Here is an 18,518-nt window from a genome sequence, read left to right on the forward strand (position 1 = left end):
AATATATAAATTTTACCAAATTATAAGAAAGTCTTTAATCATTCCACATTTGGCAAAAGATCTGTAAAAAACACACTTTACCAACAAAGTATTGGTGAAGTGTGTTTTTGTAACTATAATTTAATTATTTTATTAATATTAAATTAAATGAAATGATTTTATTATTTTGTAACCATTCCAGCTACTTCTTCAGCAAAGTTAGATTGAACTTTTTCAATTCCTTCTCCAACTTCAAATCTAATAGCATCTACTAAAACACATCCGTGGTTTTGTAAATATTTTGCTACTGATAAAGAATCTTCCATTACAAATGGTTGTTTTTCTAAAACAAATTCTGATAATTGTTTGTTTAATCATCCTTCTGTAATAGCTTGTTGGATTTTTTCAGGTTTAGCTTCAAAGTTAGCAGGTTTTTCAAAACCTTCTTTAATTGATTCTAATCTGTCTGCAGGAATTTGTTCAACTAATACGAACTCAGGGTTCATAGCTGAAACATGCATTGCAACGTTTCTTGCTGCATCTGTGTTGTTTCCGTTAACAACTACTACTGATGCAACACGTTGGTTAGCATGAACATATACACCTAATACTTGGTTATCTGCTGCGTCAATACGTGCGATACGACGAAGTGAGATCTTTTCTCCGATAACTGCTGTTGCTTCTACTAAAGCTTGTTCAACTGTTTGACCGTCGCTTAACTTAACTGTTAAAGCTTCTTCTGTTGTCTTAACGTTAGCATTAAATACAGCTTTCGCAATTTCGTCTAAAAGTGAGATAAACTTCTCGTTCTTAGCAACGAAATCTGTTTCAGAGTTAACTTCGATTAACACAGCGTGCTTGTCATCACCCATAGCTGCAACTGCACCTTCAGCGGCAACACGACCAGCCTTCTTAGCTGCCTTAACGATTCCGTTTTCTCTTAATCATTGAATAGCTGCTTCAATTTCATATTCTGTAGCTTCTAAAGCTTTTTTACAATCAACTAATGCTGAGTTTGTTCTAGCACGTAGTTCTTTGATTAATTCCATTTTGTTATCTGCCATATTTTCTCCTAATGTAGATTTGATTTTAATTTTTAACGTTAAAGATTATTAGTTGTTTCTTTCTTTAGCGAATGTAGGTAAAACGATTTTTTCTTCGTCTTGGTAAGCAAATTTAGCTTCCCCACCTTTTGCTTTAACAATAGCATCAGCTAATACTGTCATAATTAAAGCGATTGATTTAGCTGAGTCATCGTTTGCAGGGATTCCGAAGTCAAGTAAATCTGGGTTAGCGTTTGTATCTAAAATACCAATAACTTTGATTTTCTTTCTTCTTGCTTCTTTAACTGCGATTTCGTCTTCGTTTGGATCTGCAACGATCATAACTTGTGGTAAACGGTTCATGTTACGGATACCATCTAAGTTTTTGTGTAATTTTTCTAATTCTTTTTGGAAGTTTAAAGCTTCTTTCTTTGTGTATCCAACAAAGTTTTTAGCTGCTTTAGCTTCTAATTCGTTCATTTTAGCAACACGCGACATAATTGTAGCGTTGTTTGTTAATGTACCACCTAATCATCTTTCTGTTACGTATAATGAACCTGTTCTTTCAGCTGCTTCTTTAACAGCATCACGAGCTTGTTTCTTTGTACCAACAAAGATGAATTGTGCATTCTTAGATGCTAATGTGTTTACTAATGAGTAAGCGTATTCTAAGAATTTTTGTGTTTTTGTAATGTCAATGATGTGTGAACCCTTGTTACGTTTGTTTGGAACGATGTATTCTTTCATTTTAGGGTTTCATAAGTGTGTTTTGTGTCCGAAGTAAGCTCCAGCTTCTAATAATTTTGATTTTGGAACAATTGGAGTTTTAGCTTCTCTTGTAGAAGTTTTAACTTCTTTTTTGTTTTCTGTTGTATTTGTCATTTTATTTTTCCTTTAGTTTGTTTTTTCTTCATAATCACTTCTAACGCCTAGCACTATTATTAGCACACCCAAGCGAATCCATGATTACTGTAATTTAATTTACAGATCTAAGAGTATTACTTTTAACTGCTTAAAAATAACTCTTATATCTATTTTATATAAAAAGCAATAAAATCAAAATTTTTTATTCAAAAACTTCGATGCCGTCAAAATGAAAAAATCTAACCACAAAATGATTAGATTTCCATAAAAAATTATTTATCTTGTACAGCTGCAACAGCAGGTAATTCTAATCCTTGAAGCAATTCTAAACTTGCCCCACCACCTGTTGAAACGTGTGTAAATTTATCTTCCATACCAAGTTTTTCAACGGCAGCAACTGAGTCCCCACCACCTACAACTGTGTATGCTCCTTTTAATTTAGCAACTGATTCACAAACTGCTAATGTACCTTTTTGGAAGTTAACGAATTCAGCCACTCCCATAGGCCCGTTTCATACTACTGTTTTAGCATTTTCTAATGTTTTTTGAATTAATTCAATTGACTTAGGTCCAATGTCAAGTCCCATTCATCCATCTTGAATGTTTCCTTCTTGAATTGAAGGTTCAACATCTTCAAATCCTTTAGCACATGCATGGTCAATTGGTAATACAACTTTGTCTGCATATTTAGCTAAGAATTCTTTTGCTAATTCAATGTAATCTTTTTCAACAAGTGATGTACCTGTTGTTTCACCTTTGGCTGCCATAAATGTGTAAGCCATAGCACCACCAATAATGATTTTATCTGCGATTTTTACTAAGTTTTCAATAACTTGAATTTTATCTGAAACTTTAGCACCACCGATAATTGCTACATATGGATGCTCTGGGTTTGTGATAACTTTGTTTAATGAGTTAACTTCTTTTTCCATTAAGTAACCAAGTGCTGATTCTTTAATGTTTGCAGAAATACCTACGTTTGAAGCGTGTGCTCTATGTGCTGTTCCGAAAGCATCATTAATAAACACATCGCCAAGAGATGCTCAGTAAGCACCTAATTCTGGGTTGTTTTTGCTTTCTGCTTTATCGTTTAAGTCTTCAAAACGTGTGTTTTCAACTAATAAAACATCACCAGGTTGCATATTTGCAACTGCATTTTCTAAAAGTGATCCTCTTGTTTCTGGAACAAAGATAACTGGTCTTTGTAATAATCTAGCTAATTCAACTGCTACTGGACGTAAGCTTTTTGATGCTAAATCTTCTGTTGTTTTAATTCTTCCTAAGTGTGAGAATAAGATTGCTTTTCCACCATCATTAATAATTTTGTTAATTGTTGGTAATGCTGCAACAATTCTTTTGTTTGATGAAATTACACCATCTTTAACAGGAACGTTAAAATCAACTCTAACTAAAACTTTTTTATCGTTTAATTGTAAATCGTTAATTGTTTTTTTCATACTACTCCTTTTTGTAATTTAAGTATTTAAATTATAAAGACTTTTATTGCATAGTTTATCAAAATAAACATATATTATTTGCGAGATTAATCATGTTGAAAATCTTGGTGTGTTGAAAGGTGCTATTATTTTACTAATACCACTAGCACATAGATAAAAACAATTGCCTTACGGCAATTGTCTTAGCTTTTTGTTTGTGTGTAATAGTAAACTGATGCATCAGTAGAAAGTTGATCATTAATTGGTAATAATGCTTTGTGTATGGTGTTTTTGTCATTATTGATTTCAAAAATATCAATAACATTAGCATCTTGACCTTCTAAAGCATCAGCAAAGTAATTACGTAAAATTAATAAATAAATAATATCTTGTGTTGGTACATAGTTAACATAGTTAAAGTTTGTTAATTGACCATAACCTTCATTTAAGTCATCATCACTTAAATCAAGATATGAAATTTTACGTGCGATGAAAGTAGCAACAAAATCTGCTTTATCTTCGTTTGTTTGAATTTCATTATCTGCAATGTATTTCTTAAGATCATCAAAATTATCTTTGAAAATTTGTTCTAAAACACTAATTTCAAATTCTAGTTCGTTGCTATTCTTGAATTCGAAATCATATTCCGAGTTCTCTAGTACATTTGTTAATTTTTGGATTAAATCAGCAAAATTGTTTTCTAAATAATCTTTAATGATTTTTGGATAAATGTTAATTCTAGTATCAATATCAACATCTTGATCCATTTTACCATCAAGGTATTTTTCATGATCAGCTATTGCTTGATAATATTCATCAAAATACTTTTTATTCTGTGCTGTAGATAAATTGGTTAAGTTTGTATACTTCTCAACAAAACTTTCTTTTAATTGATCATTTGTCTCGTTTTCTTCAACTTCGGCTAATGAATCAAATGATTTAAATCTTAAATCTTTTCAAACATTTGAAATTACAAATTCATTAAATAACTTTTTATTTACATCGGTTAAGCCTGAAACACCAGAGATTGCATGTTGCGTATTAAAGTCGTTTATCTCTTTATTTAAGGCAATAAAGTTATTTAAGAAACTATTTCTAGCTGCTTTGACAAATAATTTATTATCAGCATCAGTATTTTGACTTGAAAGCACAAAACCATCTACAAGTAGTAAATTTTGTTTAGGTTTAATAACTCTAATTTCACCATCTTCAACTTTATTGTTTTCACTAAAGTTATCAGATCCATAATATGCATCGATTGCATCACCATTATACATAATAGATGCATTTAAATCATCACGTCTATGATCGATGAAATTATTTAAAAGTTCTAAACCATCACCTTCAAATGAAATATTTTTAGCATTTGTAACATCAAAACCGGTTCCATCTTTGATTAAAGACTTAAAACTATCAATAAGTTTTTTATAAGTATCATTTGTGACTTCACCAGTAAACTCATCAGATGTTCTTGAACCATTTGCAAGAAGTCAATAAGATGAACCATAAAGCATATTATCACGAATGGCATCAGTAATGATTCAATTATCAAAACCATTATCGTGTAGTATTTTTAGTACATTAATAAATGTTCTAACACCGCCATCACCATTAAATTCTGGATTATTTTTGTAGTGATCTAAATTAATGCTTCCGTCTTCTGTGCTTTTTTCTTTACTAATTGGGTTTTTGTGAATGTTGTAAGCAATAACAGTATCTTGAGAATAGTATGGGAAGAAGTATTCTCATAAATGCGCATTAATTTCTTTACCATCATAATCAGTTTTAAGCACTTCATCATAACTTGCCATATGATCTCAAACTTCTTTACGTAAAACTAATTTAACCATTGTTTCTTTAAGTTCTTGATTATGTTCTAATTCTGGCATGTCAAATAAAGTAGCATAATCGATTTTTTGAAGTCTACCTTTTTTAACTAAGTTAGCAGCAAGGAAATCGGTACCGATACCCGCTGCAGCTTTATTATTAATTAAAGCATTTTCAAATTCACTAATTTCGTTGAATTGTTTGTAATTAAATTCTTGTTCCATTTTACTTCTGTTATCTTCAGACATATATGATTTGAAGTTGAAAAATGGTAATTTGTATGGGTGTGTTGCTTTATAAGCAATTGTTGTTGCTAAAAGCCCGACTGTTGTAATTGAAAGAGCTGCTATTGATAAGTTTCTAAGAAACTTTCTCATTAGTTGCCCTTCTTTTTCTTAACAATTGTATAAATAATGTTTGCAACTATTGTTAAACTAAGCACAATAGTTCCTAAAACAAGAGCTCATGGTTCGAATGAACCTTCATAAAGTTTTGTTCCTAATGTTTGTGTGTTAGAAACATTTCTTGTAATGATGAAGTCATCAAAACTTAAAACACTAGAAACTACAACAGTCATAATGATTGATGGAATCATGTAAACTAAATAAGTTTTAAATCATGATCTAATTTTTGAATATCCTAAATCTTGTGAAGCCTCAAGGAAGTTGCTATTGAACTTCTCACTTCTAGGCAACATTAATGAAATACCATAAGGTAGCGCCATAATTGTGTGAGCGATTACCACACGCCCAAAACCTTCTTCGTTTGTTTGTACTACTCCAAAGAATAATCCAAATACTAAAACTAAACCAATGGCTGTAATGTTGTCTGGGTTGATTAATGGAATGTTAGATGTTGATGAAACAACTGCTCTAACTGTTCTATTTTTTTGCCTATATAAAGCATAAACAGTGATTAAGCTAAGCACACAAACTAAGAAACTTACAATAATAGCAAGTAAAATTGTTGTAACAAGTGCTTGATCACGTTCGTTTTGGAATAAACCTGCTCAGTTTTCTCATGTAAATTTATCCCACGCAGTTCTTGCTTGTCCCTTTGGTGTAGGAGTATTAAAAGATAAAACTGCTGCTGTAATTAATGGAATATAAACAATAGCAAGAATAATATAAATATATGATTTTCTTAAAAATGATGAAAGTCTACTCATAATGTGCACCTCTCTTCATTTTGAAAATTAAGCGTGGAATAAATAAAACAAAAGCATAAATACTAATAAAGATTGCAGAAACAACAATAACAAGTGATGAACCAACACTTAAATCAAATTTGTTTCCTGGGTTAATTTTAGAGTTAATTACATCACCAATAAGTTGATTTTGTGATGCATCTGGTAATAATTTTGTTGAAACAACGAATGTTGTTGCACTTGCAAGGAAGATCATTGCAAAACCAGATAAAATTGCTTTTGTCCCATAAGGAATGATTACTTTGAAAATTGTTTGTGCGTTGTTGTAACCTAAATCATTACTTGCTTCAATAATATTTTTTGGCATGTCTTTAAAAACTGTATAAAGCGGCATAACCATTAATGGTAAGTTTAGATAAGTAAGACCAATAATGATAAATAATTCATTATTTAAGTCTTTTGCAGCAAACATAGTTAAAAATAAAGCTTTTAATGAATAAATACGAGCAATTGTGAAAATTGCCATTGGTGAAATAATAAGTGAAAGTGCATAGATTCTAAACACTTTTGACTTAGACATAGAGATAAAATAAGCATAAGGGAAAGCGATTAATAAACATAAAAATGATGATACTAACCCCACTCATAAACTACGTCCAATAATTGATCATGTATTGGTTGATTTTACTAATGATCAAGGATCAAATTCAACGCCTTTGACTGCAAAGGCTGAGATAACAATTAATAATACAGGCAGTACTATTAATAAGATTGCGATGATTAAATATGGAATTAATAATGAAACTTTTTTATCTAAGTTGATTCTTTGTCTAATTTTGGAAATCATTATTTGAATAATCTCACTTAGCGTCTTTTTTCATTAAGTGAATTGAATCAATAGTTCAACTTAAGTAAACTTTTTCATCTAAATCAAATTTCTTAGCAGTTTCAACGTAAATATATTCATCATCGTTAATTTCAACTTTAATGTAGTAATAACTACCACGGTATGAAATATCAACAATGTGTCCAGAAATTTTATCTGATGTTGTTGATGGATTTGCATTAATATCGATATCTTCAGGACGAATTAAACAATCAAGTACTTCGTTCTTTTCAAATTCTTCAGGATCATGAACTGTTTTGAATTCTTTTCCTAATAACTTAACTTTTCCACTCTTTGTGAACTTAGCATCAAAGATATTTGAATCACCAATGAATTTAGCTACTCAAATGTTTACAGGATAGTCATAAATGTTTTTAGGTGTGTCGTATTGTTCGATTCTACCATCACGCATAACTGCGATACGGTCTGATAATTCAAGTGCTTCATTTTGATCGTGTGTAACGAAGATGAATGTTAAACCTAATTCTTGTTGCACTTGTCTTAAAAGAATTTGCATTCTTTGTCTAATTTTGGCATCAAGTGCTGATAAAGGTTCATCTAAAAGTAAAATTTCAGGTTCAATAACAAGTGATCTAGCAAGTGCAACACGTTGCTTCATCCCTCCTGAAAGCTCATTAATACTTTTTGTTGCGTTTCCTGTTAAACCAACAATATCAATGATTTTGTCAATTCTTTCTTGTAATTCTTGTTTTGTCATTTTACGTTTGAAGTATTTATTTTTAAACGCTTCAATTTTTAAATTAACGTAGTTTTCTCAATATGAATATTTAAAGTCAGAATCATCAAGTCATGATTGACGTTTACGGTATTGGTATGTACCTTCTTTTAATTCTGTTAATTCTTGTTCATATTTTTCTTGAATTTCATCAAGTTGTTTCATTTTAGCGGCAGATTTAGCTTCTCATTGAGCTGTTTTGCGCTTTAATAAGTCATAGTATTTGTCATTAATAATTTCACGAGGAACTCTCTTAAGTTTTAGACCATAAGCGATGTTACCTTCGACATTTAAGTGTGGAAATAAAGCATAATCTTGGAAAATTGTTGATACATTTCTTTTATAAGGTTCTAAGTCTTTGATGTCATAACCATCAAATTTAATTTCACCACGTGTTGCTCATTCAAAACCACCAATAAGTCTAAGGATAGTTGTTTTTCCTGAACCAGATGGACCAAGTAATGTTACAAACTCACCACGTGTAATTGCAAGATTAATGCTGTGTAAAACTGTTTTATCTTGGAATTCTTTAACAACGTCACATAATTCAATGACTGGTTGTTGATTTTTGTTTATTTTCTTTTTAATAGCCATAAATATTTCTCCTTTCATTTTTAATAAACATTAAAGATTAACGGAGACTCTATCATATAAATTTTCTGAGTATTCTTCGACTTGATATTGCATTGAAGGATAGCTAATATCGCAAAATGTAATCATTACATTTTTAATCGGAATAATTTGAATTGATATCGCTTTATTTTTCATGCATAAATTATAACAATGGAAAATAAAATAAATAACAAATTTTATATTTATATAAATATAAAAGTTAAATTTTAACGTCATAAAATAAAAAAATAACCCAAGTGATTTTTTGGGTTATTTTGCACCGAAAAGAAGTGCTAAATTTGGATATGAAACACCAGGTTGAATTGTAAATCTTTCTTCGTACATTCTAATATCGTCTTGAGTTAAGTCATTTTTATTTTTGTTTAAAAATGCATCAACTTCGTCGGCTTTGACTTTATTGATTCTACCATTTTGAAAATCAATTAAAACCGGGTTTAAAAACACTCTATTATTAATAATTTCTAGCATAAAAACAGTTTTACCACTGATAATGTATAAAAGTTTTTGATTTGGGTTTTGCTTATCAACTACTGCTTCTTTGGTGTAGTTATCTATACGGAAGGAACCATCAAAAAATATAGGTCCAGTACGATAAATTGTGTGCACATGTGTTCTTATTGTGCTTGATTCAGTAGAAGACGGCACATTTCCAATTGCTAAATGTAAGTAGTTTGCAGTATGAAATGGTTTGCCATTTTTACTATCAGTATTATCTGTGAGTAGGAAATAGTCAAGGAACTCTCTTCTAAAGAAGAATAAGTATTTAAATACGACTAGAATATTGTCAGATAAGAGTTCTCTTTGTTTGTTGAGTAATTCTTGATATTCAGGTTTCTTATTCTTATAAGCTTCATCTATTTTTTCATTATTAGCATTAATTTGATCAAATAATTCAATTAAATCATTTGGTTTTTGAATTTTATTTAAGTTGTCTTCTTGTGTTTGAGTTAATTTAACTCCATTTTCATTAAATAATCTTTTAAGAAGTGTGATGTTTTCTTCACGATATTGAGACTTTTTAAACCCTTGTTCGGTAGTTTCGTTTTGACACGAAACAATCATTGACATAGGAATAAAAGATAAACTACCTAAACCTAAGAAACTAATTGTTTTTCATATCTTTTTCATTTTTATCATTTACATAAACAGGTGTGTAACGTAATCTAGTCCCACCTAAATTATCAATAAATAAAATTTTTGTTGTTTCTGTAGTTCTAGATGTATCTAGCCCCAAGGTAGCAAATAGATCTCCGTATTTTCTAAGATCAAAAACATCATTTATATTACTTGCTTTAAGTATTTTTGGAAAACTATGGAAATATGTATTAATCTTTTGGACTGCTACATATCCATTTGTTTCGTAATCATATCTACTACCATTAGTAAGCAGGATGATAAAACCATCTTTTGTTAATAAATAGTAATTAGTTTCACCATCAGTGCTTATCGATTTAAAACTATCGATAAAAGTATTAGAATCAATATTTTGAAACGGGTTGTAAAGGGTATTGTGTACTAAGTTTAATCTATCAAATTCACCTGTGGTATGAGTTGAAAGATCTTCTTCGTTATCTTGGATTAAGTTAAATTTACTAATGTTGAATAAAAATCATAGTCAGTTCTGTGATGTTAAAGTATCAATAACTTCATTACCATGCTTAACTGTAAAAGGTAATCTACGATTTCAAAACATTCTTGAGTTTACTAGAGATTGAGAGATGTTATTAGTATAACGATATGCATTTTGTACTTCTGATAAATATTTTTCGCCTAATTCCATTTGTGATTTGATGTATTTTCTACGATCATATTCATTGGGAAAAACATCATTTAAAATTTGTGAGATTGCACTCTGATTAAGAAAGTTTTTTCATTGATTTGAAACTTTATGTTCTTCTGTTTCATTATTTATTTCAAAATTAAAATCTGTTGGAGTTGTATGATTGTTTGTTTTTAATTGTGATGCAATAATTGCACCGATTCCAAGTGCTGCATAGGAGAAACCAACGCCAACTAAGACTTTTTTCATTGTTTTTTTAATTGCCATTAGCTTCTCCTTTCTTAATTTCTACAAATGGAAATACAAATGTAGGTTCTTTATATCCTAATTTATTAACCATATCACGTTCAAATTGTATTAAACCTACCTCATAGTCATGAATAAAACCACTATGAATAGATGATGAAAGTAAATTAAGTGAAATATTATTTGTAATTGAACCACCAAAATAAATATTGATTGGTTCTAATTTAACTACTGGAATTTCGGTTGAATAAGTAATTTGGATTCTAAAAACCAATTTACCTTTACGTAAGTAATAAATGTCACTATTTGACAATTCGGATGATTCATCACCGATTTTCATTTCATCAATATAGGTATCTGCAAATCTTAGAACTGGATATGGTTTTAATTCTTTTAATCTATTTAAATAATCATCTGATAATTTTGAGCTAGTAAATATCGGGTTTCTAACTCAATCAATGAATGTGAATTGAAATAAATTTAAATTATTAAGAATAAAATATCAGTTTTTATAAAAGAAATCACGATATTGTTTTACATATTCAATTGCAGGCATTGTTTGTTCTTGTTTAAGTAATGCAATTTGCTCGTTTAAAAATTGAATTCTTTTATTTTTTTCTACTTTTTCTGCCGAACTAAAGGCTCATCAGATATTTCTAATATCATTAATTTCTTTAATGTAGTCATCAATTTTGCTGTATTTTTCGTGGTACTCTTTTGTTATTTCTTGAAATTCTTTTAGGATTTGATCTTTGTTTTCTTTTTGAGCTATTAAATATTTTTGCTTTTCTTCTGTGTTGTTTTTATAAACTAAATTCAGAATTTTCTCAATAATATCATTATGAATCTTTTTTGTTTGTGAAGTAGTATCAAGTGAAATGATTTTGTCTCGTTCGATTAAATTATTAAATTCATCTTTAGCAGTGTAATTTGCACATGATGTTGCAATAATTGGGAAAGTTGTACCAATTGCACTAGTACAAAGTAATAAAAGTTTCTTAATCATATATGTAACCTCATGTGTATCTTAATAATTTAATCTCTTTTTTATTTATGTCATCCATTATTAATTTGAAAACTTCATTGTAATTCTTTTGTTGGTGTAATGAAAATAATTTTTCATCATTTTGTTGCTTATAAATTCTTTCTGAAATTTGTCTCTTATGTTCCTCTTCTGAAACACCTTCTTCTCTAAATGAGCTGGAGAAATAATCGATTTCTTTATTAATTTGTGATAATCTAATTTCTTCAATTTTACCTTGCATCATTTCTACAAAATTTTCAAAACTCATATTTAAGTTCTTGAAATCAAAAACATCGGGAAGAAGTAAGTATGTTGATGCTTTATCTGGTTGATCGAATCTAACTAGCATTAAGCAATAACGATCATTTAATTTAATGTAAATCATTTTCTTATCAGTGTGTATATCGGCTGATAAATTATTTAACTTTGTAACCTTGAAATCTTGAATTTTAGGATTATCTAAAAGTAAAATATAGTTTTTTAAATGTTCATTTGCATAATCAAAGTATTTAATAGTTGCAGGATTGTTTTCTGTTTCATCTTGGTCATCATAACTGTCACCATATGGGTTTAACATAAATCTTGCATTAGTTAAATGATTTAAAAATCAATATCAATTTTCACTTAATGTTTGTTTAATTTTGCTATGTGCTTGTATTACTTGTGTTTTTTTAGAACCAGATGCATTTTCAATTACATCTGTATTTAACAAGTTACCAAGAATTAATGCTGCTTTAAGTTCTGTAATTAAGCTATTATCAATTTTGTTTTGTTCATTAACATATACTTCTCTTTGCTTTTCAGAAAGTGATGTATCGTCATCTAAAATCTTTTGCATCATTAATTCATTATGTGTGATTTCTTTGTTTGTTTTGAATTGGGGTGTGTAGTCTTGTTTTATTTGGCATGATGTTGCAACTGCCATTAAAGAAAGCGGTAAAGCTAAGAAAAGAATTTTATTTCTTAATAACTTTTTCATAAAATACTTTTTCTAGTGATTCTTCTTTTTTACCGCTTGCAATTATTTTTCCCTTGTGGATAAGGGTAAATGAATCAACATATTGATCGATCTCGCTTAAAACGTGAGAACTAATGAAAATTGTTGTACCTTGTTTATTTAGTTCTTTTAAGATTTGGAATAGTTGATATCTTGCAGTAGGATCTAAGTTTGCTGCTGGTTCATCAAGAATAAGTAATTCAGGTTCATTAACTAATGCTTGAATTAATAAAACCTTTTTCTTTTGTCCTGATGAAAATGAGTATGGGTGTGAATTCTTTAAATCTGTGATGTCAAATTTTTCTAGTAATTGTTCGATTTTTGCTTTTGCTTCTTTTTTGCTTAAACCATTAAGCAACGCCAAGTTATATAAATATTGATATGTTGTTAATTCTTTTGCAAAGTTAGCATATTCTGGAACATAACCCAATTTTGCTTTAGCTAAGGGGTTTTTATTATCGATTCCATTAATGATAATTGAACCATCATAATTTGAATACGCAGAAATAATTGATTTAATTGTTGTAGTTTTACCTGCTCCATTTTCCCCGATAAAAGCGTGGAATGAACCTTTTTTGACTTCAAAATTAAGGTTAAAAATTCCTCTTTCTTGCTTTTTATCACGATAAATTTTTTCAAGGTTTTTTACTTCTAAAATATTCATTATTTATAGTCCTTTTTAATGTATAAATAGTTATTTGCAATTAACAACATAACTGATAATAATCCTCAAATTAAGATGTAATAGTTTTTGTTTACAATTCTTTTTTCTCTTGAAACTACTGCAAAATCATCTACAGTGGAGAATAAGTAATTATCACTTTTTACTAGATCAAAACGCATTTTAACTTTATTATCTACAACTTGTTGTTTTACATGATATGATGCATAGCCACCTATGTTGTAGTTGTATTCACCAAATCTAAATGTAAACTGTGACGGAGCATAGTTGTCTTGTTCATAAAGTGAGTTTTCATCAATTAAGATTGCATCTTGAATTTTTGAATCATTAAATGTGAAGTATAAGTAGTAAATTAAAGCTGTTACTAAATAAATTTGTCTTTCTTGTTCTGATGCAATGATTTTGTTTTCAAATGCATCACTACGTAATACTGAGACTTGTTCATCAATTAATTTATTGAATTCAGAATCTTTATCATCAATTTGACTTTGGATAAGTGTTAAAAGTTCATCTTTTAATCTTTTTGGCTTCATTTCAACTAAGTTTTCAAATTGATGTTTTTGTTCATAAAGATCCTTGAAAATGTTTGAAGCCAAGTAGTTGAAACTTTTTGATCCTAATAATTCTTTAATATTGTTTCATTTTAATCTACCGATTAAGTTCTTTTCAATTGAGAAAATAAATTTATCTTCTGGGAATTCGATATCAATGTTATCTGCTTTTTCACGAGCATAAATAATATCTGTATTATTTTGATTTTGGAAATTAATAACAGATTGGTTTTTAAGTGCAGATGGAACAATATATCCTTTTCTTGCACTTCAAACCGTTTTATTTCTAGTTGCAATTGTGCGTTCTTTTAAGAATTTGTTTTTGACTACCTCGTAGTTGTATAAACTAGAATCTTGGTTATTGTAATAAATGTATTTATTAAGGTTACTTTCATCTTCCTTAGTAAATGCATTGATAATGTTTTTGTTTTCAAAGTTAAATATATCTAACATTTGATATGGTGTCACTAATCATGAATATGCTTGTCATCCTAGTGCTGAGTTTTTAGAAATATCATATGCTTTATTAATGTATGCATCTTGATTTTCACTCAAGTTTTGTGCATCATAACCATTTGGAATTAAGAATAGTTTATCTTCTTTATTATTTAAATAGAAACCTTCTAAATTTGCTTGGTTACCAGCTGGTATTTGTTTGTTTTTTAAATTTAAGTAATATCCCATATTATTAACAGTTGAAGTGCTTTGACTTGCAAATGCAACACCCCCGATTAATAATGGAGTAAATACTGTAATAGGTAAAGTTAATGCTATTTTTTGGTTTGTTTTATATGCTATTAATGATGTGATTGAACCAAAGATTAAATAAGCAAATATGAATGTTACAAAACTTACTAATGTTATTGCTATCAAGTATGAATTTAACTTAAGTGTTATAGCTAAAACTAAGTTTACTAACATAATAATTAAACTTCAAATCAGACCATAGTTGATGAAGCTTATTAATTTACCTGTGAAAATTTGTTTACGTGATAATGGTTTGGCATAAGTTAAAATTTCTATTCCATCATCTTCCAAATCTTTGTATATATTTAAACTCTTTAATCCGGCAAAGATTATTGTTAATAACAATTGTACAAAGACAATGGCATACATAACAAAATAACTTATTTTTTCAGATATATTAACTATCGCGAATGTTGTAGTTAGTCCTAAACCCATAATAATAAGAATCAGTGGTAAGACTCAACTACTTTTTTTCTTGAATAAAAGTTTAAAAACAAAGTTTGAATAAATTAAACTTGTTTTCATTGTTCTCCTTCTTTTTTATTGTTTATTAAATTACTATACAGTAATATTATATTACACAAATTACTTTTTAGTAATATAAAAATAAAAAAAATAAAACAAAACGAACTGCGTTAACAGTTCGTAATGATATGGGGCGAATGACGGGATTCGAACCCGCGAATGACGGGACCACAACCCGCTGTGTTAACCACTTCACCACATTCGCCATATTTATGTAGTTATTATAATATATATTTAGCAAAATTACAAATATTTTTTAAAAATTCTATTGCAAAGAGCAAGAAAAATCCCAACAAATAATTGTTGAGATTTGCAATATGAAATTTATTACTAACTTCCTGGTAAAACAGGTTTAATCGCTGGTATTTCACCTTTAAATAATTCAGTTACATTTCCGGTTGTGAATTGTGTTGGTGAAACGAGTTCTGAGTTATATAAAATTGCAGTTTCTTCTTTACCACCATTTGAAAGGAATGCATATTGATTATTGTGCAACATGCTTCCTGGTGATGTAATAAGAGATCTTCAAACATTTCTTCCATATAATCTGTTTAATTCTTGAACAATATATTCAACATTGTTTTGTGCACCTTCATTAACTTCTGTAAGACCAATGATGTCAAAACCTTTCGCTTTAGCCACTGCTGCAATACCCATATATTTAAATGCATATTTATCAGCAATGTTTTCTCTTGGATTTGTAGTTCCAAAATTAAGAATATTTCAGTGAGCTATACGAAGTGATTTTGCGTTTTTACTATTTGTAAGCATATCTAAATTTGGATTATTGAAGTTTGCACTATTAATTGCAACATCTGTGAAAACTGGTGCATGATCAGATAAACGTGAACGAATTCTTGCAGATACTGCATTATTTGAACTTGTACCACCACTGTAGCTTGGGTGATTTTTAAGTTCTTCACTTACAAGTCCATCCATAAATACACGATAGATATCATATTTAAATTCTAATAATGGATTAACTTTATCATCAATAACCATAAATGTATCACTTGCTTTATTTGCATAAAACATTTTGTCATACATTTCAGAGTATCCGCCTTTTGTATTAAGAGATGTTTTTAACTCGGTTTTCGGTTGTGTAATAACCGCTTTAAAATATGGTTCAAAATAATTTTGTAAATAGAAGTTTTTAGTTTTTATATTTGTATCCCCACCAAAAATTGTTAAGTTTTTTGGATTAGAAATACCTTGATAATGTGCCGCAACATTAGGTAAAGCCATAAATTCACTAAATTCTTGTGCGCCTTGGCCAGCACCTGAAGCTATTGGTAATCCTTCATTTCTACTTACAGCAGGTTCTTTAACATTTTTAGATGACTTAGCACCTGGACTATCTAAGTGATCAAAGATTGTTGTAATTGTTGCAGAACCGCTTCCAAGTGCATTAACAGTGAATTGTGCACCAAATGGTGGACGAACATATGCGGTTTTATGTGTTGTTTTGATTAAATATTCATTTGCAAGGTTTAACTCAGCTAATGAAGTTAAAAGATTTTCTGATGTATTTGGAACTACTTCAACATTTTCTTCATTTGATGAACCTGTATTACCATCTGTTGGTGCCTCTGGTTCAGGTTGTGGTTGTGGTTCAGTTGTAGTATTTGTTCCTGTTTCATTATCACCAGAATTACTTGAATCACCTGAAGCAGAAGTATCATCAGATAATTTAAATACTTGAGTGTATTCTTTATCATCATTTTTTAAATTATATTTAATAACAAATGTTTTATTTGCTTCATAGAAGGTTCCTTTTATGTATAAGGTTCCTCTGTCTTCGACAAGAACCATATCATCAGGATTAAAACCATCTTTATAACGTAAAACAGTTGTTCTACCCCCGCTCTTTAAAATACTAAATGCACGAGAGGTTTTATAGTATTGGAATAGCACTCCTTTTTCTTCCATTAAATTTGAGTACTTTTGAATCGCTTTTTTATACATTGCTTTTAAAGCATCAAATGTGATATCAGAATCAAGTGTAAAAGCATCTCCTTGATTCTCGACATTTATTTCAAGATCAGGTGTTGGCTGAGGTGCAACTGGATCTGTATTTGTCTCTTCATTTGAGTTGTCTGTTGTCCCTGGTTGAGGTGTTGGTGTCTCGTCTGAAGGGATAGTAAATGTTTCTGTATGCTCTTCATCACTATCTTTTAGTTTGTATGTTACACTAAGTGTTTTAGTGTCAATATTTAAACTACTTTTAATGTATAAAGTGCTTTTATCTTTTACAGTTTGGATTCTGTCGATATCAAAACCATCTGCGAAGTTTAAAACTATGTTTTTTCCACCACTTCTAAGGATGCTAAATGCTTTTGATTTTTTGTAATATTGCAAGATTACACCGTGTTCGGTTATTAAATCATTATATTGTGAAGTTGCATGGTCATACATTTCACGAACAGTATTAAATTTTATTTCTGGATTTAATGCAAAAACTGTATTTTGTGTAACAGTTTCTTCATCATCGTTTTTAGGAGTAGATGGAGTTGTATCTTCACCAGTTGAACCTGGTGTTGGTTTTGGTTGTGGTGTAGAGTTATCACCTCTATTATTCAACTCTGTTTCAGGTTGTTTGTCTGAGATAGACTTCTTAAGTGCTTCTAAATCTATATCCTTAACTTCGATATCTCCTGGGAAAAATAAACTTTTGATTGTTGGAATTTGACCTTTTGATTGTATGAAAGCTGTTTTAAGTGATTTTAATTGATTTAAATCACTTATACTTCCTACTAAACTTTCATCAACGTTTGCTACTAAAGCAAATGATGATTCTTGATTTTTATATTGATTTAAAAGTTCAACGGTTATGTTTTTAGGTAATTCTTCACCTTTTTGAAGTTTTAATTCATAGTATTGAATTACAATTTGAAATTCTTTTGCAAATTGTTTAATTTCTTTAACATCTTGAGTGATTTCTTGTCTGAGTTGATCTAATTCTGAACTTGTAGTTTCAGTTTTTTTATCTTTTTCTGGAGTATCTATTAATTCAGTTTTTGGATCCTGCTGTTTAGTATTATTTTTATCAGTTTCCATTTTACATGAAACAATACCAAAAATCGCAGTTGATGAACCAAGTAGTACCAGTGATTTTGTTAGTAATTTTTTTAATTTCATATGTTGTCCTCCCGCTTTTTTATTACTAATTTAATTATAAAGTTTTTACAATCTGACTTGGAAAAGTTTCCACATTTTTGCCTTTTTGTTAAAAGATTAATAGCACCAAAATAATCTTTGTAAATATGGTTTTTTGCTTTAAATTTTTATTTTTCAGCAAAAAAACTTTTATCAAAAGTAAACTAAATCAACCCAAAATGAATTTTTAGGTAGTTTGATAACTTCAAAAACATTAACTTTTATTTGACGCGTTGTTTTTCTTGTTTTTTCTAAAAAA

The 18,518-nt window shown here is 29.3% G+C and carries 15 protein-coding genes and 1 tRNA gene; all 16 read right to left on the reverse strand.

Annotation, left to right across the window (positions count from 1 at the left end):
* Positions 1-161: 161 nt before the first annotated feature.
* Positions 162-1,043 carry a translation elongation factor Ts gene (tsf, locus tag H9M94_RS00890; protein ID WP_187469722.1) on the reverse strand — a complete coding sequence of 294 codons (882 nt, stop codon included), beginning with the start codon at positions 1,041-1,043 and terminating at the stop codon, positions 162-164.
* A 48-nt stretch (positions 1,044-1,091) separates the two neighbouring features.
* A complete protein-coding gene (gene rpsB, locus H9M94_RS00895) occupies positions 1,092-1,904 on the reverse strand; it encodes a 30S ribosomal protein S2 (RefSeq protein ID WP_187469723.1) in 813 nt (270 codons plus the stop codon).
* Positions 1,905-2,158: 254 nt separating this feature from the next.
* Entirely contained in the window at positions 2,159-3,343 is a 1,185-nt protein-coding gene (gene pgk, locus H9M94_RS00900) for a phosphoglycerate kinase (protein WP_187469724.1), read from the reverse strand.
* Between the two features lie 142 nt (positions 3,344-3,485).
* Entirely contained in the window at positions 3,486-3,653 is a 168-nt protein-coding gene (locus H9M94_RS03625) for a hypothetical protein (RefSeq protein WP_370576687.1), read from the reverse strand.
* 1,872 nt (positions 3,654-5,525) lie between these two features.
* Positions 5,526-6,317: an ABC transporter permease gene (locus tag H9M94_RS00910; protein WP_187469726.1), complete on the reverse strand. Its 792-nt coding sequence runs from the start codon at positions 6,315-6,317 to the stop codon at positions 5,526-5,528.
* Positions 6,310-7,143 (reverse strand): ABC transporter permease, encoded by an 834-nt coding sequence (locus tag H9M94_RS00915; protein WP_187469727.1) that lies wholly within the window; start codon positions 7,141-7,143, stop codon positions 6,310-6,312. Before H9M94_RS00915 ends, H9M94_RS00910 begins: the two co-directional genes overlap by 8 nt.
* Positions 7,127-8,512 (reverse strand): ABC transporter ATP-binding protein, encoded by a 1,386-nt coding sequence (locus H9M94_RS00920; RefSeq protein ID WP_187469728.1) that lies wholly within the window; start codon positions 8,510-8,512, stop codon positions 7,127-7,129. The genes H9M94_RS00915 and H9M94_RS00920 overlap by 17 nt, the downstream gene beginning before the upstream one ends.
* Positions 8,513-8,542: 30 nt before the next feature.
* Positions 8,543-8,686 carry a hypothetical protein gene (locus H9M94_RS00925; RefSeq protein ID WP_187469729.1) on the reverse strand — a complete coding sequence of 48 codons (144 nt, stop codon included), beginning with the start codon at positions 8,684-8,686 and terminating at the stop codon, positions 8,543-8,545.
* A gap of 114 nt (positions 8,687-8,800) precedes the next feature.
* Positions 8,801-9,679, reverse strand: a complete 879-nt coding sequence (locus tag H9M94_RS00930; protein WP_187469730.1) for a hypothetical protein — start codon at positions 9,677-9,679, stop codon at positions 8,801-8,803.
* Positions 9,654-10,598 carry an aromatic motif membrane protein gene (locus tag H9M94_RS00935; protein ID WP_187469731.1) on the reverse strand — a complete coding sequence of 315 codons (945 nt, stop codon included), beginning with the start codon at positions 10,596-10,598 and terminating at the stop codon, positions 9,654-9,656. The genes H9M94_RS00930 and H9M94_RS00935 overlap by 26 nt, the downstream gene beginning before the upstream one ends.
* A complete protein-coding gene (locus tag H9M94_RS00940) occupies positions 10,588-11,583 on the reverse strand; it encodes an aromatic motif membrane protein (protein ID WP_187469732.1) in 996 nt (331 codons plus the stop codon). Before H9M94_RS00940 ends, H9M94_RS00935 begins: the two co-directional genes overlap by 11 nt.
* The gene (locus tag H9M94_RS00945; protein WP_187469733.1) at positions 11,576-12,580 is read right to left on the reverse strand and encodes an aromatic motif membrane protein; all 1,005 of its coding nucleotides are present in this window, start codon (positions 12,578-12,580) and stop codon (positions 11,576-11,578) included. Before H9M94_RS00945 ends, H9M94_RS00940 begins: the two co-directional genes overlap by 8 nt.
* A complete protein-coding gene (locus tag H9M94_RS00950; protein WP_370576692.1) occupies positions 12,558-13,265 on the reverse strand; it encodes an ABC transporter ATP-binding protein in 708 nt (235 codons plus the stop codon). The genes H9M94_RS00945 and H9M94_RS00950 overlap by 23 nt, the downstream gene beginning before the upstream one ends.
* Positions 13,262-15,103, reverse strand: coding sequence for an ABC transporter permease (locus tag H9M94_RS00955; protein ID WP_187469735.1), 1,842 nt, complete (start codon positions 15,101-15,103; stop codon positions 13,262-13,264). The genes H9M94_RS00950 and H9M94_RS00955 overlap by 4 nt, the downstream gene beginning before the upstream one ends.
* Positions 15,104-15,232: 129 nt before the next feature.
* Positions 15,233-15,308: transfer RNA gene (locus tag H9M94_RS00960), tRNA-His, on the reverse strand.
* 125 nt (positions 15,309-15,433) lie between these two features.
* Positions 15,434-18,241 (reverse strand): hypothetical protein, encoded by a 2,808-nt coding sequence (locus H9M94_RS00965; RefSeq protein WP_187469736.1) that lies wholly within the window; start codon positions 18,239-18,241, stop codon positions 15,434-15,436.
* Between the last annotated feature and the right edge of the window lie 277 nt (positions 18,242-18,518).

This window comes from Mycoplasma sp. Pen4, from assembly GCF_014352955.1.
Lineage (GTDB): Bacteria > Bacillota_I > Bacilli_A > Mycoplasmatales > Metamycoplasmataceae > Mycoplasmopsis.